The organism is Lampropedia puyangensis (genome assembly GCF_004833285.1).
Taxonomy (GTDB): Bacteria; Pseudomonadota; Gammaproteobacteria; order Burkholderiales; family Burkholderiaceae_C; genus Lampropedia; species Lampropedia puyangensis.
This window is the reverse complement of record NZ_STFG01000005.1, coordinates 170,001-196,029: the sequence shown is the minus strand read 5'-3', so window position 1 is coordinate 196,029 and position 26,029 is coordinate 170,001. Positions and strand designations below refer to the sequence as shown.

At 54.0% G+C, this 26,029-nt stretch carries 19 protein-coding genes; 14 read left to right on the top strand and 5 right to left on the bottom strand.

Translation table 11 applies throughout. From position 1 onward, the window contains the following. Window positions 1-165: 165 nt before the first annotated feature. Entirely contained in the window at window positions 166-1,353 is a 1,188-nt protein-coding gene (locus tag E9531_RS07265; RefSeq protein ID WP_136573082.1) for an aminotransferase-like domain-containing protein, read from the bottom strand. 239 nt (window positions 1,354-1,592) lie between these two features. On the opposite strand from E9531_RS07265, the gene panB reads away from it, so the two are divergent. Together panB and panC are read left to right on the top strand one after the other, a co-directional pair. Continuing rightward, complete coding sequence (panB, locus tag E9531_RS07260) at window positions 1,593-2,486, top strand: 3-methyl-2-oxobutanoate hydroxymethyltransferase (protein WP_136573081.1); 894 nt, start codon at window positions 1,593-1,595, stop codon at window positions 2,484-2,486. Between the two features lie 39 nt (window positions 2,487-2,525). Further along, complete coding sequence (panC, locus tag E9531_RS07255; protein WP_136573080.1) at window positions 2,526-3,371, top strand: pantoate--beta-alanine ligase; 846 nt, start codon at window positions 2,526-2,528, stop codon at window positions 3,369-3,371. 155 nt (window positions 3,372-3,526) lie between these two features. Here panC and E9531_RS07250 read toward each other — a convergent pair whose 3' ends face one another. The 3 genes from E9531_RS07250 to E9531_RS07240 form a co-directional block, all read right to left on the bottom strand. Beyond that, entirely contained in the window at window positions 3,527-4,483 is a 957-nt protein-coding gene (locus tag E9531_RS07250; RefSeq protein WP_136573079.1) for an alpha-E domain-containing protein, read from the bottom strand. Window positions 4,484-4,500: 17 nt separating this feature from the next. Next, window positions 4,501-5,991, bottom strand: coding sequence for a circularly permuted type 2 ATP-grasp protein (locus E9531_RS07245; RefSeq protein WP_136573078.1), 1,491 nt, complete (start codon window positions 5,989-5,991; stop codon window positions 4,501-4,503). A 267-nt stretch (window positions 5,992-6,258) separates the two neighbouring features. Beyond that, window positions 6,259-8,952, bottom strand: coding sequence for a DNA internalization-related competence protein ComEC/Rec2 (locus tag E9531_RS07240; protein WP_136573077.1), 2,694 nt, complete (start codon window positions 8,950-8,952; stop codon window positions 6,259-6,261). Window positions 8,953-9,171: 219 nt separating this feature from the next. Here E9531_RS07240 and E9531_RS07235 point away from each other — a divergent pair, with 219 nt between their 5' ends. The 12 genes from E9531_RS07235 to E9531_RS07180 all read left to right on the top strand — a co-directional run bounded on the left by E9531_RS07235 (window position 9,172) and on the right by E9531_RS07180 (window position 23,446). Then, the gene (locus E9531_RS07235; protein WP_136573076.1) at window positions 9,172-9,642 is read left to right on the top strand and encodes a RidA family protein; all 471 of its coding nucleotides are present in this window, start codon (window positions 9,172-9,174) and stop codon (window positions 9,640-9,642) included. A gap of 141 nt (window positions 9,643-9,783) precedes the next feature. Next, window positions 9,784-10,044, top strand: coding sequence for a type B 50S ribosomal protein L31 (locus E9531_RS07230; RefSeq protein ID WP_136573075.1), 261 nt, complete (start codon window positions 9,784-9,786; stop codon window positions 10,042-10,044). A 163-nt stretch (window positions 10,045-10,207) separates the two neighbouring features. Then, the gene (locus E9531_RS07225) at window positions 10,208-11,989 is read left to right on the top strand and encodes a hypothetical protein (RefSeq protein ID WP_136573074.1); all 1,782 of its coding nucleotides are present in this window, start codon (window positions 10,208-10,210) and stop codon (window positions 11,987-11,989) included. 356 nt (window positions 11,990-12,345) lie between these two features. Next, window positions 12,346-13,989, top strand: a complete 1,644-nt coding sequence (locus E9531_RS07220) for a 3-(methylthio)propionyl-CoA ligase (RefSeq protein WP_136573073.1) — start codon at window positions 12,346-12,348, stop codon at window positions 13,987-13,989. Between the two features lie 119 nt (window positions 13,990-14,108). Further along, entirely contained in the window at window positions 14,109-15,110 is a 1,002-nt protein-coding gene (locus E9531_RS07215; RefSeq protein WP_136573072.1) for a DMT family transporter, read from the top strand. Window positions 15,111-15,432: 322 nt separating this feature from the next. Then, a complete protein-coding gene (locus E9531_RS07210) occupies window positions 15,433-16,002 on the top strand; it encodes a sigma-70 family RNA polymerase sigma factor (RefSeq protein WP_136573071.1) in 570 nt (189 codons plus the stop codon). A 35-nt stretch (window positions 16,003-16,037) separates the two neighbouring features. Beyond that, window positions 16,038-17,045 (top strand): FecR domain-containing protein, encoded by a 1,008-nt coding sequence (locus E9531_RS07205; RefSeq protein ID WP_136573070.1) that lies wholly within the window; start codon window positions 16,038-16,040, stop codon window positions 17,043-17,045. A 160-nt stretch (window positions 17,046-17,205) separates the two neighbouring features. Next, window positions 17,206-19,722, top strand: a complete 2,517-nt coding sequence (locus E9531_RS07200; RefSeq protein WP_244610020.1) for a TonB-dependent siderophore receptor — start codon at window positions 17,206-17,208, stop codon at window positions 19,720-19,722. A gap of 7 nt (window positions 19,723-19,729) precedes the next feature. Then, complete coding sequence (locus tag E9531_RS07195; RefSeq protein ID WP_244610019.1) at window positions 19,730-20,059, top strand: DUF3649 domain-containing protein; 330 nt, start codon at window positions 19,730-19,732, stop codon at window positions 20,057-20,059. Beyond that, entirely contained in the window at window positions 20,059-21,819 is a 1,761-nt protein-coding gene (locus E9531_RS07190; RefSeq protein ID WP_211343390.1) for a PepSY-associated TM helix domain-containing protein, read from the top strand. The genes E9531_RS07195 and E9531_RS07190 overlap by 1 nt, the downstream gene beginning before the upstream one ends. After that, window positions 21,816-22,130 (top strand): DUF3325 domain-containing protein, encoded by a 315-nt coding sequence (locus E9531_RS07185; protein WP_136573069.1) that lies wholly within the window; start codon window positions 21,816-21,818, stop codon window positions 22,128-22,130. The genes E9531_RS07190 and E9531_RS07185 overlap by 4 nt, the downstream gene beginning before the upstream one ends. 149 nt (window positions 22,131-22,279) lie before the next feature. Then, a complete protein-coding gene (locus E9531_RS07180; protein ID WP_136573068.1) occupies window positions 22,280-23,446 on the top strand; it encodes a YncE family protein in 1,167 nt (388 codons plus the stop codon). Between the two features lie 106 nt (window positions 23,447-23,552). Here the strand turns inward: E9531_RS07180 and parC are convergent, their stop codons facing one another. Then, the gene (gene parC, locus E9531_RS07175) at window positions 23,553-25,949 is read right to left on the bottom strand and encodes a DNA topoisomerase IV subunit A (RefSeq protein WP_136573067.1); all 2,397 of its coding nucleotides are present in this window, start codon (window positions 25,947-25,949) and stop codon (window positions 23,553-23,555) included. Window positions 25,950-26,029: the final 80 nt, after the last annotated feature.

Sequence of the window (26,029 nt, the reverse complement as noted above, 5' to 3'; positions counted from 1 at the left end):
GCATACGCTTACAAAGATCGTAAACACGTTCTTAGCGCGAGCCCAAACGGTCTGCGTCGAGATCGAAAGAGTGTTTTGAAACTACACTTTCCCAATTAACTTGAGCCATAAATTTCAACGCAGCCTTGGCTCAGAACGCACCTAGCGCTCAATACCACAAGTTTTTCAGAGCGCTTTGGCCAAGCGCTTTACGCCCTCAATGATTTTCTCTTCAGGCACGCTGGCATAACTCATGCGGAAGGTGGAGTGGTCAATGTCTGTTGCAAAAAACGGCGCGCCAGGCACTGCGGCAACCCCGTGCTCAATACCACGCTTAACAAAAGCTGCTGCATCCCTGTTGCGTCCCCCTGCTCCTGTCAGGCTGGCCCAAATGAACATGCCGCCCTGGGGTGCGGTGTAATGCAAAGCGTCGCCAAGTTCTTGGTTGAGTGTGTCCATCATCAGCTTAGCGCGGCTTGCATAGACTTTCTGCACCCTGGCCAAGGCTTGCGGTAAACGCCCACCAGCCAAATATTCACTGGCGGTAACTTGGGCCAGCATACTGCTGTTGGCATCACTGAATTGCTTGCACATGGCCGCGTTGGCGAGCAGTGCATCTGGGGCAACAATCCAGCCCAAACGCAAACCGGGGGAAACGACCTTTGAAAAGCTGCCGCAATAGGCCAACCATTCCCGGCTACCAGGCACTTGCGCGCTCAATGCCAAAAGAGTGGGTGGAGGTGGCGCATCAAAATACAGCTCGCCATAGGGATTGTCTTCAACCACCAGAACTTTATATTGTGCGGCCAATTCCAAAATCCGCTTTCGCCGTTCCAATGTCAGCATGGCTCCGCTTGGGTTGCCGAAAGTGGGAATGAGATAAATCAGTTTAGGCTTGTGCTGCTGTATTTGTGCCTCCAGCAAATCCACTTGCACACCATCTTGGTCAATCGGCACAGAAACCACTTCGGCACCGTACAGACGAAAACACTGGATGGTGGCCAAAAATGTGGGACCTTCTACCAATACCTTGTCGCCAGGCGAAAGCATTGTTTTACCGAGCAAGTCCAGCGCTTGCTGGCTGCCTGTTGTCACCATCAATTGTGTCGCCTGAACATCACTGCCCTGCTCTCGCATACCATCTGCAATTTGCGCGCGCAGCGGCATATAGCCTTCGGTTGGTCCGTATTGAAGTGCCAGTGCAGGATGTTGCGACAGTGCCCGTTGAGAAGCTTCGTTAATACCCTCTACGTCAAATAAAGCCGCGTCGGGAAAACCGCCTGCAAAGCTGATGATGCCGGGGGTACTCAGCAGTTTGAAAATTTCACGAATGGCCGATGTCTCGACGTTTTGAAGGCGCTGTGCGAATTGCATGGTTAGGCTCAAATGAAAAGCAAGGATATAGGTGAGTGCAAGCAAAAATTCTGCGTTCATCACTACTGCACATCATAGCCTTGGCCCATACAGCGCGCAGCCAAGAGAGCGAAAAAGCGCACTACCGTGCTGCTTCAATTAGGCGACAGTCACTACGTTTTTTTGACAATACATGTCACAATCGCCGCGGCTTCATTGAAATGCTGCATTGCAATAAAACAAACTGGAGACATCAACCCATGGCACACCCCTCTTCTGCGCCCAACATCAGCGCCAGTCCATACGGAACTTTGCCGCCTGCGGCTGCGTTGGCACAACGCAAGCCTGTGAGCTTGCCGCGACTGATGGAAATGCACGCGCGCGGCGAAAAAATCACGATGCTCACGGCCTATGACGCCACATTTGCTGCGATTGCGGATCAAGCTGGGGTGGATTGCATTCTTGTCGGGGACTCTCTGGGCATGGTGTGCCAAGGCCGGCACAGTACGGTGGGCGTCACAATGGAGGAGATGCGCTACCACACAGCATGTGTTGCGCGCGGTGTACGCCGTGTTCAAGGTACCGCATGGGTAGTGGCCGATTTGCCCTTTGGAAGTTACCAGCAATCGCATGAACAAGCGCTGGGCAATGCGGTTATTTTGATGGAGGCAGGCGCGCACATGGTCAAGCTTGAAGGAGGCGGCTGGACTGCAGAGACCGTGCACTTTCTCACGCAACGCGGCATTCCTGTTTGTGGGCACTTGGGCTTAACCCCACAAACTGTGCATGCACTAGGCGGTTACCGTGTACAAGGCCGCAGTGACGATGCGGCACAAACCTTGCGCGAACATGCACAGGCATTGGCGGATGCCGGAGCCCAGTTGCTGGTGCTTGAGATGGTGCCTGTGGCACTAGCGGCATCACTCACCCAAGCACTGCAATCTTGCGCAACGATTGGTATAGGTGCAGGTGTTGGCACGGCAGGCCAAGTGCTGGTTCTGCATGACATGCTGGGAATGAATATTGGCAAAATGCCTAAATTTGTACGCAATTTCATGCAAGGCAGCGAAAGTGTTGCCAATGCCATGCAAACGTATGTGCAAGCAGTCAAGCAAAGGCAGTTTCCCATCGATGCTGAGCATGCTTGGTCATAACGCCCCGATTTCCCCCACTATTGAAAAATTGAGAACACCATGCAAGTTATTCATACATTGGTTGAATTGCGGCAGGCCTTGGCTGCACGACCTCTACCCCGTACGGTGGTGCCCACCATGGGCAATTTGCACGACGGGCACCTCAGCCTGATCCGCCAAGCCAAAGCCTTGGGCGGAACAACCGTGGCGACTATTTTTGTCAATCGGCTGCAGTTTTTGCCGCACGAAGACTTCGACACTTATCCACGTACCTTGGAAGATGACTGCGCAAAACTCCGCGCTGAAGGCTGCGATATTGTTTTTGCACCCAGCGAGGCGGATCTGTACCCAGAGCCGCAGACTTTCCGCGTGCAGCCAGACCCTGCCATTGCCGATATGCTCGAAGGCCTCTTTCGGCCAGGCTTTTTCACCGGTGTCTGCACCGTTGTCATGAAACTACTGCAGTGTGTGTCCCCCACACATGCTATTTTTGGTCAAAAAGACTACCAGCAGCTGGCCGTGATTCGCCGTATGGCGCAGCAGTTTGCCATGCCTGTGGCCATTCTTGCGGGCCATACGCAACGCGCAGAAGATGGTTTGGCCCTGTCCTCACGCAACCAGTACTTGGACAGCCAAGCCAGACAGCAAGCCACTCAACTGGCGCAGGTTTTGCAGCAGATAGCTGGCAAAGTGCAGGCCGGTGCACGCGATTGGAATCTGCTTGAACAAGATGCGATTGCGCAATTGAGTAAAGCGGGCTGGGAGCCAGATTACCTCACAGTGCGCCAACGCAGTGACCTGCAACTCCCTCCCACAAGGGCTAATGTTTTGCCGCCATTAGTGGTGCTTGGGGCTGCGCGCATTGGCGGGGCTCGCTTGATCGACAACTTCGAATTTGACACTTAAGGTCAAGGAACAATCCATCGTGTCCCAAAAAGGCATGGTCAAAAGTAAGGCGCATCGTACCCGGGGATTCTTGAGCTCGCATGGGCTGATTTCCTCAGAAATAACAATGCCCTCATGGTTTGCATGAGGGCATTGGCTTGACGTGTCAATACGGATCAGTGAACCAAAAAGTCCTTACTCACCCCAACCCCAAGGTCATTGACGCGCTCTAAGAACTGCGTCAAGAACGCGTGCAGACCATTGGCCAGAATTTCATCAATCGTGCCGTACTGCAAGTCCGCAAGCAAGCGGCCCGCACGGCGTTCGGTTTTGCCTGAATGGCCATTGGATACGCTGCTAAGGTTGGTCATGACCTCCACCATGGACGCGTGCAGCGATCGGGGCATGTCACTGCGCAAAATCAGCAGTTCAGCAATGCGCTTGGGACTGACCACATCACGATAAACCTGACGGTAGACCTCAAACGCAGAAACGCTGCGCAACAACGCAACCCAGTGGTAATACTCTTGCGTATGGCTGCGTGGCTCTGGGGTTTTACGGCCAGGGCTGGCGGCTTCCATGGCATGGAATTTCACATCCAACAATCTGGCGGTGTTATCTGCCCGCTCCAAAAAAGTGCCCAAACGCAAGAAGTGAAATGCTTCGTTTTGCAGCATCGTGCCCAATGCAACACCGCGTGAAAGGTGCGAACGGTATTTCACCCATTCAAAGAAACGCCCGGGGTCACGCTCGAAAATGCCACTGCGCGTGAAGCGATGCAACTCTAGCCACGTCATATTGTGGGTTTCCCACACTTCAGTGGTCAACGCGCCGCGCACAGCGCGGGCGTTTTCGCGAGCAGCTTTCAAGCACGAATAGATGGATGAGGGATTGAGGGGATCTAGCACCATGTATGACATTACCTGCTCAGGCGTGACTTTGCCATAGCGGCTGGTGTAGTCCGGTTGCAATTCGCTAATAGACAGCACCCCTGCCCAGGCTTGCATAGCTGCATCGCGAGATTGCGGCATGAGGGCCGTGTCGTTATTGACGCTCAGCATGCGTGCGGTGTTTTCGGCGCGCTCAACATAGCGCGACATCCAGAAAATATGGTCAGCCGTACTCGATAGCATGTTTTTTCTCCTCGCGCTTATTGCTGTTGTTGCAGTTCCAGATCATTCCAATCTGGTTCCTGACGGCTGCTTGGCCAGTCTTCGAGCACCCAAGTGTCTTTCGTGCCACCGCCCTGCGATGAATTCACCACGAGCGAGCCCTCTTTGAGTGCCACACGCGTTAGCCCACCAGGGGCGATACGCACGGTCTTGCCACTGAGCACAAACGGACGCAAATCAATATGGCGCGGGGCAACTCCACTTTCCACGAAGGTGGGGCAACTGGAGAGACTCAGTGTTGGCTGGGCGATATAGCCGCTTGGATTGGCTTTAAGCGCATCACGGAAATATTGCAACTCTTCCTTGGAGGCTTGTGGGCCAATCAACATGCCATAGCCGCCCGCCCCATGCACTTCTTTGACCACCAATTCATCCAAATGGTCCAACACGTAAGCCAAGTCATCAGGTTTACGTCCCATATAAGTTGGAACGTTTTTCAAAATGGGTTCTTCACCCAAGTAAAAGCGCACCATTTCTGGCACGTAGGGGTAAACCGATTTGTCATCAGCCACACCGGTACCCACTGCATTGCAAATGGTCACATTGCCTGCGCGGTAGGCTTCCATCAAACCAGCCGCGCCCAATGTGGAGTTGGATCTAAAAACATCGGGGTCTAGGAAGTCATCATCCACACGGCGGTAAATCACATCGACCCGTTGCAGACCACGGGTAGTGCGCATGTACACAAATTTATCCTGCACCACCAAATCTTGGCCTTGCACCAGCTCTACCCCCATTTGCTGGGCCAAGAAGGCATGCTCAAAATACGCACTGTTGTACATGCCAGGGGTCAAGACGACGACCGTCGGGTCATGAATGTTGTCAGGGGTGCAATCGCGCAGTGTTTCCAGCAGCAAATCAGGGTAATGTGCCACTGGAGCAATGGCATGGCTGCTGAAAAGCTCGGGAAACAGACGCATCATCATTTTGCGGTTTTCCAACATGTAGCTGACGCCGCTGGGCACGCGCAAATTGTCTTCCAGAACATAGTAGTCCCCATCGCCCGCCCGCACGATGTCAATTCCAGAGATATGCGAATAAATCTGACTGGCCACATCGACTCCACGCATTTCCGGGCGGTATTGCGCGTTATTGAGGATCAAGTCTTTAGGTATCACGCCTGCACGCAAGATATCTTGATCGTGATAGACGTCGTGCAGAAATCGGTTCAAGGCTGTCACACGCTGAATCAGGCCTTGCTCCATGCTGCGCCACTCATGCGCAGGAATGATGCGTGGAATCAGGTCAAAAGGAATCAGCCGCTCGGTCCCCGCGCCGGTTTCATCCTTTTCACCATAGACCGCAAAGGTGATGCCCACTTGCCTGAAGATGACCTCAGCCTCTTCGTGCCGCAACGCCATTTCATCTCGGGGGATGCCTTTGAGCCATTTGGCATAGGTTTGGTAATGCTCTCGCTCTTTGGCCTGCTCAATGGGCAGGGTCTGATACATTTCGTCAAACTTTTGCATAGTATTGTTTTCCAGTGTGATGGGGCAACTCCTACCACCTCATCAGTTGCCCCAATTGGTCATAAGCAATTAGCTAGCCAGCTTTGCAGCCAGTCTTGGTGCAAGCCTCCCTCTCATGCACCAACACGTTCAGCCAGCACTGGCTATGCGGCGTCCCATGCACAAAATAGTAGCGCACTTGCGCCGCGTGCTCCGTTTAAATCCCTGCATTCGTTCTCAGAAAAACCCTGCCCCACACCACTTCGGGTGGCGCCCATTCTCTGGTCATCAGTCCTCTGTACGCTGCCAATAACGGCGCTGGGCGAGGCGGTCACATACCACGGCATGAGGATGCATCGACTGCCATCGTGATGCACCACAATGGGGCGAGTCCACGACAATACTGCCCATATCTTCATACCGCTGCACGACATCTGCATGGGGGTGGCCAAATCGGTTGCCAAAGCCAGCCTGTGCAATCGCAAAACGAGGACTGACAGCCTCAATCCACCCAGCAGAAGAGGAACTGCTACTGCCATGATGCGGAATTTGAAGCCAATCTGCCTTGAGCGCGGCAGCATCAGCCATGCGCAATTCCAACTCTTGGAGGCGACCAATATCGCCTGTCAATAAAGCTCGTACTGATTGACGCGTACGGATTTTGAGTACGCAACTGGTGGCATTGCTGGGGGGCTTTGTCCCGTTCTCGGCAGGAGAAAACCAGTGCTGCAGCTGGGCGTGACTTGGGTAAAGAAAGGCAAATTCAACACCATCCCATTCCCATGCTACGCCGCTGTGGCATGGACTTATGGGCCTGTCTGCTCTTGCCATTTGATGGTCGGGGCGAACCAACGAAGATTGTGCCCAAGGAGCCTGAGCAAAAGGCGCAACCACCTCCATGTTTGGGAAAGCCTGCATCAGCGCAAAAGCGCCGCCAGTATGGTCGCTGTCGCTATGGCTGAGTACCAGCTTATCCAGCGCAACGCCCCAACGTTGCAACGCAGGCAACACAATGCGCTGACCTGCATCGCCCCCGCCGCGGTAACTTGGGCCGGCATCAAATAACAGGCTGTGGTGGCGTGTTTGCACCAATATTGCAGCCCCCTGCCCCACATCAAATGCCAAGATGGCAAACTCACCTTCAGCGACTGGGGCCGGGCGCCACGTCAGCATCAATACAAATAGCACCGCACCTTGCGTCTTGAGCCACCAAGGCCACGGCCCAACCATCCACAGCGCCCCCAATAGCCCCACTGCCGCCCAATACCATGGCACGGCAGGCCAGAACACCGCCGCAAAAGGCCACTGCGCAATCCAGTGAAGGATAGCGAGCAGTTGCTCCATACACCAAGTGGCACACCACAATGCAGGCTCCAAAACAATGCCCAACATGCCCAAAGGCGTGACGACAAACGTCACTACAGGAATGGCGATCAAGTTTGCAAGCAGGCCTGACCAAGAAATTTGTCCAAATAAAGACACGGTCAATGGCACCAGCAAAAAGGTCAAACGCCATTGCAGTTGCCAGAACTGATGCCCTTGCCGTACCAACTTACGCCAACCACGCAAAAGTGTTGCGAAGGCGGCATTAGGTGGCGCAAAGTTGGGGGTTTCCTTTTCATGCTCATGTGACGACAGACTGCCTTTTGCTGCATCTTGCGTGCGCTGGGCCAATACCAGTAAAACGCCCACGGCGACAAAACTCAACCAAAACCCTGCTTGTTGCAAAGCCCATGGCTGTACCAACAGGACAATGCATGCGGCCAATGCCAGCGTCGCATGCCAAGGCCAGCGCAAGCCAGCGGTACGAATCACTGCCCAGATACCCAACATCAGCACTGTACGTTGCGCCGGCACCTGCCAACCACTGAACAACGCGTAAGCTGCTGCCAAAGCCAAACCACCCCATAGCGCAGCTGTCGGTGCAGGCTGCCAAGCCATACACCGGCGGCTATGCCGCCATAAGCCGCCAACAATGGCCATGGCGACCCATGCAAACATGGTGATATGCACCCCCGAAATGGCCATGAGATGGGCCACTCCTGTAATACGAAAGACTTCCCAGTCTTCTTGGTCAATGCTGCGTTGATCTCCTGTAACCAATGCGGCCAGTACGCCTGCGCTGCGCTCTGATAGTGCACTCGGATTGGTTTGTGCACGTGGCGCAAGCAAATGGTCACGCACCCATTGGCGCATACGATCAAGACGATAACCTCCAGAATCACCTAGCCATAATGGCGCGGTATTATTTGGTGGATCTCGCACGACAGCCGAGGCTTGAACGCCTTCTTGCCATAGCCATTTTTCGTAATCAAACATGCCGGGGTTACGCACCCCTCTTGGTTGACGCAAGCGTAGAGTCAGTATCCAGCGATCTCCCACTTTTAAGGTTTGGCCGGGCCAAACGTGAAATTGCACATGATCTTGGTGCGGCTCAGCCATTGCCTTCGATGCAAATGGCGTCGATGACGGGGCATACCAAGCCACCTCGATCAGTTGCGGCAATTTCTGGTGGTGTGCATCTCCCTCTTGGCCAATAGTTTCGGCGTCAAACCGAAAACGCACGACACCATCCTGCACGCGTGGCAAGCCCGCAACCACGCCACGCACAGAGACATCAGCACCGTACAACGCAGCTGGTAAAGCAGATTGCGCAAACCATGCGGCACGCATGCCTGCCCAGCCAAAGCCTAGTAAGGCAACCATCAGCCATGGCGCCATGGCTTGAATAGCGAAATTGCGTTGAGGCCAAAATACTGACCGCGCCTGTGGTAGGCAGCGGTGCACCAGAACCTGCACGATGGCCAACACCCCTCCTGCTACAACCGTGAGGAAGATATAAACCCAAGCTGCAAATAACTCCGGTTGGTGCATTTGCAACGCAATGCCCACTGCAAACGCAGTCAGCCAGCCCAGTAAACCAAAACGGTATGTGCCATATTGACGCCCCACTGAGGGGTGTAATGCGTTTGATATGCCCAAAGGTGCCCCTCACTCTTAATGACAGTATTTTGTTTTGCATATGCTTGGCAATCGCTGTGCTTTAGCCATCTATTGCCTGCGATCTACGCACAAGCGCATTGCCGTATGATCGCGGCTGCGTTTGCATATGCGTCCACCAACATATCCATGGCCTTACGGCATCGTTGATGGCGCTGCAGTTGCTTCTGAGCCATTTGCCCAATCAACGAAAGGTTTGCCATGGGAATTTACGAGAAACTCCAAGCTCTTCAAATCACTTTGCCACCGGCAGCAAAGCCAGTTGCAGCGTATTCGATGTATTCGCAAACTGGCAATCTGGTTTTCCTCAGTGGCCATATCGCAAAAAAAGACGGCGCAGCATGGGTTGGTCAATTGGGCAAAGACCTGACCACAGGAGAAGGCAAGCTCGCAGCCCGTGCTGTTGGTATTGACTTGCTTTCGACCCTCCAGGCCGCAGCAGGCGGTGATTTGGAGCGGGTCAAGCGCATCGTTAAAGTGCTCAGCCTGGTCAACTCCACGGCAGATTACACCGAGCACCATTTGGTGACCAATGGGGTAAGTGAGTTTCTCGTTGAGATACTTGGCGACAAAGGCGTTCACGCGCGCAGCGCCTTTGGCGTAGCCCAATTGCCAATGGGGGCATGCGTTGAAATCGAGTTGATCGCAGAGCTGGAAGATAGCGCGCTGTAAAAGACTTTTCAAAAGTCAGACAAACATGCGATAATCCGCCGTTTTCTGCGCTAAGTGCTTGGGCAATGGGTGTCCGGCGTGGCTGGCGCGAGGTTCTTGCCCTTATCCCAAATAGCAAGAGAAAAGTTAAAGAGATACGCCATGAAAGAAGGCATTCACCCTAATTACCGCGAAGTGCTGTTCGTTGACTTGTCCAACGGCTTCAAGTTCGTAACACGTTCCTGCGTTCCAACAAAAGAAACAGGTACGACTGACGATGGCCGTGAACTGCCATTGTTCAAGCTGGATACTTCCAGCGAATCACACCCTTTCTACACAGGTACTCAAAAATCTGTGGACAACATGGGCGGTCGCGTTGAGAAATTCCGCAACCGTTTCGGCAAAATCGGCGGCGCTAAGTAATTTTCGCTTTCCGCAGTCCTTCTCTTCGAAGGAAAATAAAAGCAGCACGATTTTGTGGTCGCGCTGCTTTTTTTATGTAACCTCTCAAGCTCGCCCTCCTAGCGTTTTACTAGCGGCCTAGCATGCGATGATGCGATGCATGGCCAAGATGATTGTCTAGCGCGTGAATACCAAACTCCCTACTCCAGCCATTGTGACCCAAGCAGCCGTTCGCACCCTGCCGCGACTGTGGTTATGGTTGTTGTGCTTGGTCTATACCTGTGCCGGCTTTATTGGACGCCATCCATGGAAAAACGAGGACATGGCCACTTACGGCTATATCCAGGCGCTTGCACAAGGGCATACCGATTGGTTCACACCTGAACTGGTGGGGCTGTCTCTAGAGCCTGCCAACCATGTGTTGCCAATCTGGTTGGGAGCAGTGGCACTGAAAATAGCACCATCGTGGATTGATCCACAATTGGTAGCCCGTCTGCCTTTTATGGGAATGGTGCTGCTCAGTTTTGCCGCTGTGTGGTGGGCGACGTTTTATCTGGCCCGGCGAGATGAAGCCCAACCTGTGGCTTTTGCCTTTGGCGGCGAAGCCGACCCTCAAGGCTATGCACGCGCTATTGCGGATGGCAGCGTGCTGGCCCTGATTGCCTGCTTTGGGCTTGTGCAGTTTTCCCATGAAGTCAGCGCAACACTGGTGCAGCTGTTCGGCGCAAGCTTGTTGTTTCTAGGATTTGCGCAGCCGACCAATCACATATTACGCGGCTGCCTCATCACCGTGGTTGCCGCATTCGTGCTGTTAACCAGCGGAGGACTTGCATGGGGGGGACTTGCAGGAGGGGCTACGCTTGTAGGTCTGCTGGTATTGGCCCTATTGCGCCGCACACCGAATACACGGGCTATTGGTGCGTACGTTGTAACAGGCACGGTGGTTGCTCTGCTGGCCAAACTCTGGTTGCCTAATTTTTTTCAGGTTGAGCAATACCGGTGGGAACTGTCAACCCTCTCTCAATGGACCAGTTTTCTCAAACTTCTGATCTGGTTTGGCTGGCCAGCCTGGCCGCTGGCCTGCTGGGCACTGTACCGTTGGCGTGCTCACCTATTCAATCGCGCTCCGAGCTTCCATTTAGCATTGCCGCTGGGCTTGATCGCCATGACGGTGTTATTGGCCGCGTGTTCGACCGGGTCAGCCCGTGATCGAACACTGTTCTTGAGCTTGCCCATGGCTGCAACCATGGCCGCATTTGCGCTGCCGACAATGCGGCGCAGCGTGTCGTCCCTGATTGATTGGTTCACGATGCTGTTCTTCACCATCTGTGGCATCGCCATTTGGGTGATTTGGACGGCAACACAAACCGGCTTTCCCGCTAAACCAGCTGCCAATGTCGCCAAATTGGCTCCTGAATATGTCCCTACATTTTCTGCTGTCGATCTCAGTTTGGCTGTTGCTGCGACGGTAATTTGGCTCTCTGTCGTAGTGTGGCGTACGGGTAGACACCAAGCGGCGCTGTGGAAGAGCTTGGTGCTGCCTGCAGGCGGAGCCACATGGTGCGTTGTTTTGGTGATGACGCTGTGGTTGCCTATGCTTGATTACGGTCGAAGCTTTGCGCCTCAAATCGAGAAGATGGCGCCGTACATCCCTAAGCAGACGCAATGCATCTGGGCATACGGCCTCAATGCGGCACAACGTGCGGCTTTTGCAGTACAGGCGCAATGGCCACTGCAGGCACCAACGGCGAACGTCGCATGCCCACAGAGCATGGTTGCCGCACACCAAGTCCGGCATTACGAGCCCCATTTATTGGCTCAAGGATGGCGTCGTATTGCCCGTATTGAACGCCCCACCAGTGATGAGGCGATTGTTCTGTATGCATTCGGCGATTCAACGAACGGTGGACAAGCTTTGCCCCCTCTACGCTTGAGTCGCACTGACAGCAACCATACGCGCTATTGATTCGCTTCACTTCGTGCAGGCCTGCCCTCATGCAGCCCTGCGTGCAAGCGTGTTCGTCAGCTGCATGCATGTGCTCCACCCCATTTCTCTTGCGCAAGAGCCCATTCAGACAGATGGGTTAACGGCCGCACACAGCACGTGCATACATGCATGTATCGTTAGGCGAATGCTTTGCCCACCTCCTTATGCATAAAAAAGTGGCAAGTGTTGACAACAAAATGACCTGCGAACGCGCAAACTTGGATGACAATGGTTCTGAGCGAGACATCGCTTTCCATTCTTCACCCCTGCGTCGGCCCCGGCGCACGAGGATGTGAAGCACCAATGCAGACAAACAAAACGATTAAGGAGAACACATGCTGGGTTTAATGCAGCACCAACCACTTTTGATTTCAGCCATGATCGAGCATGCGGCTCGCCACCACCATGATGGTGAAATTGTCTCGCGCCGTGTAGAAGGCGATATTCACCGTTACACCTACACCGAGCTGGCCGCACGCTCACGCCAGGTAGCCAATGCGTTGGATGCATCGAGCGTTGCCCAAGGCGATCGCGTAGCCAGTCTGGCATGGAATGGCTACCGCCATATGGAGTTGTACTTCGGTGTCAGTGGCTCAGGCCGCGTGCTGCACACCATCAACCCACGCCTGCACCCGGAACAGGTAGCATGGATCATCAACCATGCTGAAGATGTGATTGTGTGCTTTGACACCACATTCACGCCCATTATTCAAGCCGTGCACAGCAAATGTCCGGGGGTCAAGCAGTGGGTTGCTCTGTGCGATGCAGATAAATTGCCTGCAGATACCGGTATCCCCCAACTGCTCAGTTATGAGGCCTGGATTGGCGGACAAGCCACTACCTACAAATGGCCTGATTTGGATGAAAACACTGCCTCCAGCATGTGCTACACCAGTGGCACTACGGGCAATCCCAAGGCTGCGCTGTACAGCCATCGCTCTACCACCTTGCACGCGTATGGCGCCGCATTGCCAGATGTAATGTGCCTGTCCGCAACCGATGCCGTATTGCCTGTGGTGCCTATGTTTCACGTCAATGCTTGGGGCTTGCCTTATGCAGCGGCCATTACAGGGGCCAAAGTCGTGTTTCCAGGGCCGGCCATGGATGGCAAATCCATTTATGAGTTGGTTGAAGCCGAAGGCGTCACCATGGCGGCCGGCGTTCCTACTATTTGGCAAATGTTACTGGGCCACATCCTGCCCAACAATTTGAAATTCAGCACACTCAACCGAACCGTCATTGGGGGCTCGGCTTGCCCGCCAGCCATGATCAAAACCTTTGAAGATGTTTTGAATGTGAAAGTCTTGCACGCATGGGGGATGACCGAAATGAGCCCACTGGGCACATTGGGTAAGCTCAAGAACAAGCAACTCCAACTCAGCGAAGCTGAACAGCAAAAAATCCTGGAAAAGCAAGGCCGTACGGTTTATGGCGTTGATATGAAAATTGTCAACGAAAACGGCGAAGATCAACCTTGGGATGGTAAAACCTATGGTGACTTGCTGGTGCGTGGACCTTGGATCATTTCAAAGTATTACAAGCAAGAAGGCAATGATCCGCTGGTCTACGACGCTCAGGGCAGAGGTTGGTTTCCCACTGGTGATGTGGCGACCATTGATGCCGATGGTTTTATGCAGATCACCGATCGCAGCAAAGACGTCATCAAATCAGGGGGGGAATGGATCAGCTCCATTGACATTGAAAACATCGCGATGGCCCACCCTGCTGTTGCGATGGCGGCGTCCATCGGCATGCCCCATCCAAAGTGGGATGAGCGCCCTATTGTGGTGGTCTCGCTCAAGCCTGGGCAGCAAGTCACTAAAGAAGAACTTCTTCAGTTTTATGATGGCAAATTGGCGAAATGGCAAATTCCAGATGACGTGGTGTTCGTGGAAGCCATCCCGCTTGGGGCAACAGGCAAGATGCTCAAAACCAAAGTTCGTGAAAGCTTGCAAGGCTATCAACTACCAACAGCATAAACATGGACTGCACTGATGCACCTGCATGCATCAAGTCTAGAAGCCTTGGCAATGCCAAGGCTCTTTTTTTCCTGTGATGGTGCTAGTATCGCCCGCTGTTTCCTCTTGATCTATTGTTCATGTCCACGTCCAACCAAGCTGCACTCACGCCAGCAGAACACCCAGTCACTGCGCCGTCATACCGAGTCGGCGCAGGCATTCTCAGCAGTATGTCTGCGGGCGCTTTTTGGGGCTTGATTTTTGTAATCCCACTACTGCTTCCCCAAGCCAATGCATGGCAATTGTCGGCGGCCCGCTACCTTGTATATGGCGGGGTTGCACTTTTGTTGATTTTGCCGCGCTGGCGCCAGGTATTTGGTCGTTTAGGGCGTGCCGAATGGCAAGCGCTGCTGGGCCTGAGTCTTCTGGGCAATATCGTCTACTACGTGTTGCTGGTTTGGGGAGTGCAGTGGGCAGGTGCAGCCCCCACTGCATTGATCATTGGGCTCATCCCCGTAGTTTCCACATTGATGGGACTTCGCAGCCACAAGACAGTTTCCTTAACCGCTATGTTGGCGCCTTTATGTCTGTGTGTCCTCGGCACGGCATTGGTGGCCATGCACAGCCTCACGCATGGCTCTGCCGCAACGGAATCGACCAATACATGGCAACGTGCACTGGGACTGCTTGCGGCAGCAGGTGCTTTATTAACTTGGTCAACCTACTCCATCTGGAATAGCCAATGGCTGATGCGCCGCCGTGATATTTCTCCATGGGACTGGTCTTTACTGACTGGGCTGGTCACGGGGGCGTTGGCCATCCTTCTCGCAATTCCTGCTTTTGGCGTCCCTTGGTGGACGGCGGCGTCTGATTTCTCAGATCAAAACTGGCTGCGGTTTTGGGTGATTACGGGTACCTTGGCCATTTTGGCCTCTGTTGTTGGCAATGCATTCTGGAACCATGCAAGCCGCCTTTTACCCCTGACGATGATTGGGCAAATGATCGTTTTTGAAACCATCTTTGCTCTTGTTTATGGGTTCCTGTACGAATGGCGTTGGCCTGGTGTGCAAGAGTGGTTAGCAATGACTGCGCTGATTGCTGGCGTCTTATGGTGTGCGCGCTTGCACCAAAAAGCCCATTGAGTTGCTTACTCACTCTCCCAATTTACGAGTGGAGATTACTTCTTTTGCTGCGCAATAGAAGCTGAATAACTCCTAGGATGGCCCTGATAGCAAAGATGGTTGCCGGCAATTGAAATTTAATGATACTGATTCTTAATATAATACGCAAAATTAGATGCAAACACGCCTCATCTAGCGACTTCCAAATAGTGTGAAGTTAAGCACTTGGACTGGGCGTCGCTCTCGAACAGTCAACCATCAGTGCTCGATCCATAGAGCAAGACAGCTGTGTGTTTGTATCCCTGCCACTTGCGCGTTAGCGCACTTTTTTGCTCTATAGCCCATGAATCAGGCACTTACGCCTCTGCCCTTAATAACTAGCGAAGCACCAGTGGCAACGCTTAGTGGGCTCTACCAAGGCCACCATCGTTGGCTATTGGCATGGCTGGAGCGGCGACTGGGCAATTGCTTCGATGCACAGGACTTGGCACAAGACACCTTTGTACGTTTAGCAAGCAAAGACGCCTTTGACTTCGCAGGCATCGAGCAGCCCCGCGCATTGCTGCGCACAGTAGCCCATGGTTTGGTCGTCAACCATTGGCGGCATCTGGATGTAGAGCGCGCATGCCTTGAGACGCTCGCTTTGGTTGCCGAGCACTACGCGCCCACACCAGAACAACGTTTGCAATTGCAGCAAATCGTCATGGAACTCGATGCGCTGCTCGCTGGTTTGAATCCAAAAGCCTACCGTGCCTTTGTTCTGGCTCAATTGGAAGGGCTGAACTACGCGCAGATTGCTGCGCAGTTGCAGGTCTCCACACGCATGGTGCGCAAATACATGGCGCAAGCCATGCTGCACTGTTTGCTCAGCGACGCTTGGGGCAATGTGGAGTCGGCATTGAGCGAAGCCTAAGCCAGCTCGATATTTGTATTGCATATACCGCTGCAATGGACCTCAACCGCCCTGCTCCACTGAATGCCAAAGTCTTGAGCGAAGCTGCCCATTGGTTCGCGCTCTTGGGGGATGACTGCGCCCCTAGTCAAGCCCGAGTGCAATGGCAAACCTGGTTGGATGCCGATATTGCACATCGCCAAGCTTGGGCACGGGTTGAACAGATAGGCGCACGCATCGGTCACTTGCAAGGTTTGCATGAACCCGAACGTGAGCACGTGGGGCGTATATTGGACCGCGTTGGCCAACAACGCTTACACAAGCGCCGCAGCCTTACTGCTTTAACCATCATGGCCGCGTTGGGTTTGGGGAGCTGGTCTGCCCTGCACTATAGCCCTTGGGCGATTTACCCCCGGGGCAGCCACCGTACGGCAACTGGGGAGCGTGCGGGCTTTACATTGGCTGATGGCAGCGCACTGTGGCTCAACAGTGCGAGCACTGCTCAAGTGAACTACAACGCGCATGAGCGTTCAATTGCCTTGCTGGAAGGCGAGCTGTGGCTGCAAAGCGGCAAGGATGCAACTATTCCAGCGAGAGATTTATTGGTCGAAACCCCATTGGCTCGCTTGCGCGCACTGGGCACGCAATTCAGTGTCTGGCTTGATGCGGATGCAGTCGATGTGAGCGTATATGAAGGCGCTGTGCGAATAGAACCCCTGCCCTTTGCCACGCAAACTGGCTTGAAAGCGCACACGATTGCAGTAGGTGAGCGCGTGCGGTTCTCCGCCGCCGGTATTCAGGCGCAGCAAGCAGCAACGCCTGAAAGGCAACTCTGGCGCAGCGGCGTACTGCTTGCACAAGACATTCAGCTCGATGCATTTTTGCGCGAACTTGCGCGCCACCGGCGAGGCCGAATTGACTGCGCCCCAGAGGTGGCGAATTTGCATTTGATTGGGGTCTACCGCCTCGATGATACTGATGCGGTACTCGACTCGCTGGCAGAGGCTTTGCCCATCAAAGTGATGCGTGTGACGCCATGGTGGATTCGTGTAGGAGCACGTTGAGATGCCAACATACTCCGCGCCTACATTTACTGACAACTTTCTGAGGGGTACAGGTTCCTCTTAGCCCTGTGCCAAGTGGCATGAAAGAGAAGCCACCGCGATTGTGGTGGCTGCTTTGAATGCAAACCGTTGCCCATACCACCTCAGAAAGGACTATCGCATGACCACGCCAGGCGTACAGAAGCGCTTAATCGGCCTCGTTGACTGCCCAATGCAAAGCCCAACTTGGTTGCCCAAACTACGCATGAGCCATTTGGCCAGTGCATGTGCCGCTGCGCTTGCATTGACCAATCCGGTCATCAGTACAGCGCAAGTTGTCGCGCCAGCGCCAGCCGCAGAAGGCATGCAGCACTTCGCGATTGAAGCTGGTCCTTTGGCACAGGTGCTTCCACGTTTTGCAGCGCAAGCAGGTGTGCAGTTATCTGCCGATGCGCAATTGACACAAGGCTTGCACAGTGCTGGTGTACAGGGGCCACACAGTGTGGCGTCTGGCTTTGCACAACTGCTGCAAGGCACTGCGCTGGAAGTGGTGCAGCAAGTCAATGGAATTTATGTACTGCAAGGGATACCTGCACCGCGCAGTAATGCTTCAGCGATGGGCAATACCTTGCCTGAAGTAGTGGTCTCGGCACAAGCGAGCCCTCGCACAGAAAACTCTGGTGCGTATGGTGGCACGGCCATCACCGCCTTCAAGGGAACACAGGATTTGCGCCATACACCGCAACCGGTGACGGTAGTTTCTCGCCAGCAAATGGAAGAACAAGCCATGACCAATTTGCAGGATGTGCTAACCACTGCGGCACCAGGCGTGACGATCAACTACGTAGATAGTGAGCGCATCAGCTTTTACGCACGCGGGCATCAGATCGACTCCATGCAGGTTGATGGACTAAGCGACTATCAGGCCGGTATCAGCGGCATCCAAACCGATACCGCCGTATTGGATCGCGTTGAAGTCATTCGAGGTGCCAACGGCCTTATGCGGGGTGCGGGCAATCCTTCGGCGACGGTGAACGTGGTGCGCAAAATGCCAACCCATGCATTCCAGTCGCAAGTAGCTGCGATCGTCGGATCGCGCGACAAACGCCGTGGCGAATTCGACATTTCTGGGCCACTCAACGCAGCAGGCACAGTGCGCGGCCGCTTTGTGGCTGCGGGCGAAAACAAAAACCTGATGCAAACGGTTCGCCATGACAACCGCCGCGTTCTGTATGGCGTGTTGCAAGCGGACTTGGCCCCTGAGACTGAATTGACTGCTGGCTGGCAATATTCACGGATGAATGCCACGGGGGCGTTAGGTAGCTTGCCAACCCATCCGGATGGCTCACAACTGGGGTTGCCACGGCAAACATACATTGGTGCATCTTGGAGCCAAGCTGACCGCGATAAGCATGAAACTTTTTTTGATCTCAAACACGCACTGCGCAATGGTTGGGACTTGAAATTAATGGGTTCTTGGTCGCAAACCGGTTTGAAATCCTATCGTCAAAGCTATTTCACGCCTAACCCCAGCAATCCTTACGCAGGCGAGATGACCGCCTCTGTATATGGCGGCATGGCTGTGACTCAAGGCAATCTAGGTTTTACGGCCAACGGCCCATTTGAACTGGCTGGTCGCAAGCATGAGCTGGTGCTCGGCACTGATTTGCAGCGCGTGCGCGACAACGGTTTTGGCTATGGCTGGAGCAGTCAGATCACCGTCGATGTGGACGATATCCGTACACTGGATCCGTACAACGACATTCCGATGCCTGTGATCAGTGGAGAGCCCACACGTTATGCCCCAAGTTATACGCGCCAACGCGGTGCTTTTGCCACCGCACGCCTGTCGTTGACGGACCCGCTCACAGCCATTGTCGGAGCCCGCGTAAGCTGGTGGAACTACCAAGTTCCTGCCACACCATCGAGAAATTACGCCGTCAATCGTGAAGTCACACCATACTTGGGGCTGGTGTATGACGTCTCCCAAGACTGGAGCCTGTATGCGGCCTATACCGAAATTTTCAAACCCCAGCAAGCGTTCAATGCGGCAGGCAACATCATTGCGCCAGTACGCGGTGAAAACTATGAAACCGGCATCAAGGGAGATTTGATGGATGGACGCCTGCAGGCGTCTCTATCAGTATTTCGCATCAACAACATAGGTAAGGCTGTGGATGACACGGCTACGCCTGATCCGTGCTTGCCCAGCTATACAACGGGATATTGCAAGATGGCAGGTGGAAAGACCCGCAGCCAAGGCTGGGAAGCTGAGCTGCAAGGTCAGATCACACCTCGCTGGAACCTCTCAGGCAGCTATACCAACACCAGCACGAAATACCTGCGTGACAGCACTGCCAGCAACGTGGGTAAGCCACTGCGCTCACTCGATCCCAAGCACATTCTGCGTCTGTACAGCAGCTATCGCTTTGATGGCGCCCTTAGTGGTCTGACGCTTGGTGGCGGCGTGCAAGCACAAAGCGACAAGTACGCCACCACGCGCGGCGTGACCTACCGCCAAGGCGGCTTGGCCCTATACAGCGCAATGGCCAAATACGCCTTCAATAAGGATTGGTCAATGCAATTGAACGTCAACAACCTGTTCGACAAGGTCTACTACATGCAAGTGGGCTCAGGAATTAACAACTACTACGGCGATTCGCGCAGTTGGCAACTGTCGCTCAACGCACGTTTTTAAAGCAACCATGTCTACACCAAACGACTCCCCTTCCTCATCAACTCCAGGCCCCCTAGCCCCAGTGGCTGCAGTGCTGCGCCAAGGCCCATTGCTCTCGCGCATTGCGGCGGCAGCCTTTGGGGGATATGCACTTGGCGCGCTCTTTAGTGTTGCGCTAGTGGCCTTGCCAGGCGAAACAGCTGGCAACGTGTTATGGGGAATGCTGGGCAGTTTTTTGGTGTGGTCTATGGCTGTTTTATGGGTGTTTGCCGCAAGCAGTGCCAGCAAAGCATGGTGGGGTCTTGGATGCGCCGCGCTGGCACTGCTGCCTTTTGCTGTTGTGGTGTGGAGTGCATGATGGCCCTCTCCACAACAAATAAGCACCCCGAACAAGCTGCCAACAACGATCAGCCTCCAGCACCAGACAAGCCGAAAAAAGCAGCCAAGCCAGCAGCCAAAGCGGGGTTTCGCCAGTCGATGACGCCGCTGCACACTTGGCTGGGTTTACTCGCGGGCTGGCTTCTGTATGCCATGTTCCTCACAGGCACAGTCAGTTTCTTCAAAGAGGAAATCAGCCAATGGATGCGGCCTGAGCTGCCTTTTACTCCAACAGCCAATTACAGCGGGGTGGCCGATCGGGTCGCCCAAACTTTGGCGCAGCAAGCACCAACGGCCACGCAATGGTCAATCTCGCTACCAACGCAGCGCCATCCCATCGCCAGTGCCTATTGGCGCACGCCAGAAGGCGGCAGACGCGGTTTCAACTCAGGAGATTTCGACCCTCAAACAGGCGAGCAATTGGAGCGCCACGCCAGGGCTACGCGTGGAGGCGATTTTTTCTATCGTTTTCATTTCCAATTGCACTACATGCCCGTGATGTGGGGACGCTGGCTGGCAGGCTTGGCTGGCATGTTCATGTTGGTGGCCATCATTACTGGAGTGATCATTCATAAAAAAATCTTCATAGATTTCTTTACCTTCCGCTGGGGCAAGGGCCAACGTTCGTGGTGGGATGCCCATAACCTGCTTTCGGTATTTGGCTTACCCTTTCACGCCATGATCACGTACACAGGCTTGGTGACGTTGATGCTGATGTACATGCCTTGGGGCAGCGATGCAGCCTTTCGCAATGCAGAAGAGCGGCAGGCGCTGAACTCCAAAATGTATCTCTTTAATGATCCACAACCTGCCGCAGGCCAAGCGGCACCAATGGTTTCTTTACAAACCATGATCGCGCAAGGAGAAGCAATGTGGGGGCCGGATTCGGTCAGCCGGGTCTCGATCGATAACCCAGGTGATGCCAACGCCCGCGTTTACGTTCTGCGCAGCGACATCCAGCGGCCCAACATCAGTCCCCATTGGCTGCAATTCGATGGCGTAACGGGCCATTTGCTGGCGCAGCAAAATGGGGTTGGTGCAGCCGCAGAAACCAGAGGCGTGCTGTATGCACTGCACTTGGGCCGTTTTGGTGATGTGGCAACCCGCTGGCTGTACTTCCTCTCGAGTCTGGCTGGAACAGCCATGGTTGGCACAGGCTTGGTTCTGTGGACGGTCAAGCGACGGGCCCGGTTGCCTGACCCCAGCAAGCCTTACTTTGGCTTTCGATTGGTCGAGCGTTTGAATATTGGCACCATTGCCGGCCTGTCATGCGGTATGGCTACCATGCTTTGGGCCAACCGTCTATTGCCGGTCGAACTGAAAACCCGCGCAACATGGGAGGTGGATGTGATGTTCATCGTCTGGGCAGTCGTGGCACTTTGGTGTTTTGTGAGGCCAGTCAAAAAAGCGTGGCTGGAATCGCTCGGATTGGCGGTGGTGATGCTGGCCGGGCTTCCCATCGTCAATGCCCTCACCACTGAACGCGGATTGGTGACGAGTTTATTTGCTGGAGATTGGGTCTTTGCCGGCCTGGACTTGACCTTGTTGGCACTGGCGGCTCTGCATGCCATGCTGTGGTGGCGCGTGCAGCGCTATGTTCCTAAATCGGCTACGCCTAAAAAAGCAAAGCCCTCTGCCAGCCATGCAAGCCATAAAGCCGCACCTTCAGTTGCCTCAGCAACAGATGCGGCAACCGCAGCCACTCCTGTGGCCCACTCCTCTCACGATCAAGCACTATGAACCATATCGGAATGCATGCTTTATGCCTGATCTCCATGGCAGCGCTGGCGATGTCTATGGACAAGTACCAAAGTGATTGGTATGGCCGCGAACTTTCGGCACGCAGCAACCTCGTCTTGCGCAGTGCTGGCTGGCTGGCTCTGGTGGGGTCACTTATCGCTGTAGGGGTGGCATCCAGACCATCACTGGCCATGGTTGCCTGGTTTGGACACCTCAATGCAGCTGCGGCAGTCGTTTTATCGGTTTTGGTTGCGCTTGCGCGCAGGCGCGCGCACTCAGCAATTAAAGCCAGAGCCACCAAGAGCGTTTGAATTGAGTGCGCGAACTAAGCGTCCGCACTGCTTAGCCAACGTCACGGAACCTGGGTGATGGATTAACGCCTTTATCAATTTCTTAGCTAAAGCGAATTCAGCCCCATTTTGAAACCACATTCTTCACTGCACTATCGAAAGGCACTTCTATGAAACGAATTCAACCGTATTGGGGCGCAATGGCTCTGTCCATCGCTGCGCTGGCTACATTAGCGGGATGCGCCAATTCAGATACGCTCCAATCAGGTACAGCTTCTGCCATCTATCAGCCGGTTAACGCTGAGAGCGTCCAACGCAAGGCCATTGCCAAAGGCTTGTACGAGTTGGTCTACTCGCCAAAATACCAAGCCGTATTTGTCACATCGTCAGGCGGCTGGGGCGAACAAGCCGATACACCCAAGGTCTTGCGCCTGAATCCTCACACTCTGGCTATTGAGGCTGAAATTCCGCTCCAGCGTAAAGCTTTTGGCTTGGCTATTGATGAAGCGGCAGGTCGCTTGTATGTCGGCAATACTGTCGACACCTCTTTGACTGTCGTGGATATTCAAAGCCAACGTGAGCTGGCCGTGATTCAGTTGGAAGAAAAAACCACGGGGGCAGATGGCAAAGCCCGCTACGCACGGGATTTGCGCCAGTTGGTGGTAGATCCTGCCAAACAACGTGTCTACATTGCCGCGCATGGTTTTGACGCCGGCAGTGTTCTATATGCCATCAATACGCAAACACTGAAAGTGGAGAAAAAAATTGAAGGCTTAGGCCAAGCAAAAGCCCCTGGTATTTTGCTTGATGCTGCAGGCGAGCGCTTATTCGTCAGTAATTTGCTTGGCGAAGTGTTGACCATCAACACCCGTACGCTGACGATTGATAAACGCGTCAAAACAGATTTAGAACAACCCATGAACATGGTGCTCGACGTTGCAACCAACCGCCTGTTCGTGACCGATCAAGGCTCTGAAACGCTCAATAACTATCTCGCAAAGGTTGTGCCTGAATTCAAAGCCAATGGCCTTGGTCACCGTGTTGTTGTGTTAGATGCTGACAGCGGCAAAGCATTGGCCAGTATTCCAACTGATGCGGAACCGTTGCAGTTGTGGCTTGACAGCGCACGCCAACGCCTCTACGTGACCAATCGCGGCGCAGGCACCATCACTGTGTTTGACAGCAACAGCTACACCAAGCTAGACACTATTGCCGTGCCAACACACCCAAATACGTTGGCACAAGACGCACAGGAAAATGTACTGTTTGTGTCCATCAAAAATGGGGAGAAAGACCCTAAAGACACGAAAGAAAGTGTCGCCCGTATTGCTTGGTGAGCAATCTTCACATCATAAAAAAACCACTGACTCCAATTAGAGTCAGTGGTTTTTTTTGTGATTGCCTCAAACGAGACAACGCCATCAACAGGGTATTGGCTGTGTATCAAAGCATCCGCATTACCGCATTGGGCTTGAAGCCAAAATCACCCTTCTTGCCCTTTTGTGCCCGTTTACCCATGGCGTTGTTTAGGCTGCGAATCTCTAGCGTTTCATCACGCTCTTTGCCCCCGCGGCCGACACCAGCAATGCACACACTGCGTATGTAAGCGGCTGCGCCAGCCAATGCATCTTTGTCTTCAAGGTCGAGCAGGAGTAAGCCACGACCACCATTGGTCATGGTTTTCATCTCTGTGATGGCAAAGGTCAAGATACGCCCCGCATTGGATACGGCACATACATGGGTAGCGGCAAGCAGCTCCTGTGAAGCGGTACTGCCGGCGATGTGTGAAGGTGCGCACACGGTCTCGCCCTCGCCTAAACTGATGAATGCCTTGCCTGCCTTTTGCCGGGAGATCATGCTGCTCAATTGCGCAATAAAGCCATAGCCACCAGAGCTGGCCAGCAGCAGTTGGGCATCCACGGGGCCAGCAAAATAATGCACAAGATCGGTGCCTTTTTCCAGCTCAATCAAGGTGGTCAGTGGTTGCCCATCGCCACGCGCGCCGGGCAAGCTGGCAACAGCCACTGAATAGACGCGGCCATTGCTGCCAAAGGCCAGCAAAGTATCGACAGTGCGGCATTCAAAGGTGCTGTACAGCCCATCCCCGGCCTTGAAATTAAAGCCTTGTGGATCATGCCCATGCCCTGTGCGGGCACGCACCCAGCCTTTCTCAGAGATGACCACCGTAACCGGCTCATCAAGCACCTTCACCTCAGCCACAGCCCGTTTCTCTTCTTGAATCAGCGTGCGGCGTGGGTCTGAAAATTCTTTGGCATCGGCCTCGATCTCCTTGACCATTAAGCGTTTGAGGCTGTTGGGATTGGCCAGAATGTCCTCGAGTTTGGCTTGTTCAGCACGCAACTCAGAGAGTTCCTGCTCAATCTTGATCGCCTCCAAACGCGCCAGCTGACGCAGGCGAATTTCCAGAATGTCTTCAGCCTGTCGGTCGCTGAGTTTGAAGCGCTCCATCAAAGCCAACTTCGGCTCATCGCTTGCACGAATGATGGCAATCACTTCATCGATATTAAGCAGGATGAGCTGGCGACCTTCCAGAATATGGATGCGGTCGAGCACTTTGTCCAGACGATGTTGGCTGCGGCGCGTAATGGTGGTTTGGCGAAACTCAATCCACTCGACAAGCATTTGGCGCAGCGACTTTTGCATGGGACGTCCATCAATGCCAATCATGGTCAAGTTGATGGATGCAGATGTCTCCAAACTGGTATGAGCCAGCAACGCGCCAATGAGTTCTTGTGCATCGGTGCGACTCGATTTGGGCTCAATCACCAAACGCGCAGGTGCATCTTTGTTGGATTCGTCACGAACCCCGTCGAGCACCGCTTGCACGGTAGCTTTGAGTTGGGTCTGCTCTTGGGTCAAGGCTTTTTTACCTGCTTTGACCTTGGGGTTCATGACCTCTTCAATTTCTTCCAGGATTTTGCGCGCACTGACATTGGGCGGCAATTCGGTGACCACCAACTGCCATTGACCACGCGCCAGCTCTTCAGTTTCCCAGCGGGCACGCACTTTGAGTGAGCCACGGCCACCTTGGTAGGCTGCGGCAATGTCACTGCTGCTGCTGATGATTTGACCTCCGCCGGGGAAATCGGGCCCAGGAATCAACGCCAGCAACTCCTCATCGCTGAGCTTGGGTGTTTTAACCAAGGCGATGGCCGCATCAGCAACTTCACGCAGATTGTGGCTAGGAATCTCCGTGGCCATCCCCACAGCAATACCGCTGGCGCCATTGAGCAAGGTGAACGGCAAACGTGCAGGCAGCTGGTAAGGTTCTTCAAAAGAACCGTCGTAATTGGGTACGAAATCGACGGTGCCCTGGTCGATTTCCTGCAACAGTAAACGGGTGATTTTGGCTAGCCTAGCTTCGGTATAACGCATAGCGGCTGCGCCATCGCCATCACGGCTGCCAAAGTTGCCCTGGCCATCAATAAGCGGGTAACGTTGTGAGAAATCTTGCGCCATCCGCACCATGGCATCGTAGGCCGCACTATCGCCGTGCGGGTGGTACTTACCCAGCACATCACCCACTACCCGAGCACTTTTCACAGGCTTTGCGGCAGTGTTACCGCTATAGCCCAGCCCCATTTGATCCATAGTGAACAAAATGCGCCGCTGCACGGGCTTTTGACCATCCACGACATCAGGCAAAGCACGGCCCTTGACCACTGATAAGGCGTACTCTAAATAGGCTCTTTGCGCATAAGCGGCCAACGAAGAGCCATCGTCATCGCCAATGGCAGGTGCCGCCACTGGTGGCTCTACTGGCGGCTGGCCCTCAGAAGCAGCATCAGAAAGGGTAAGCAAGTCGGATTCTTCATTCATAGCGAAATTCTAAATGCCTTGGATACGGTGGCCAGGTTATAGCGGCCATCCTTGGCATCGATCAAAGAAGGTTTCAACAA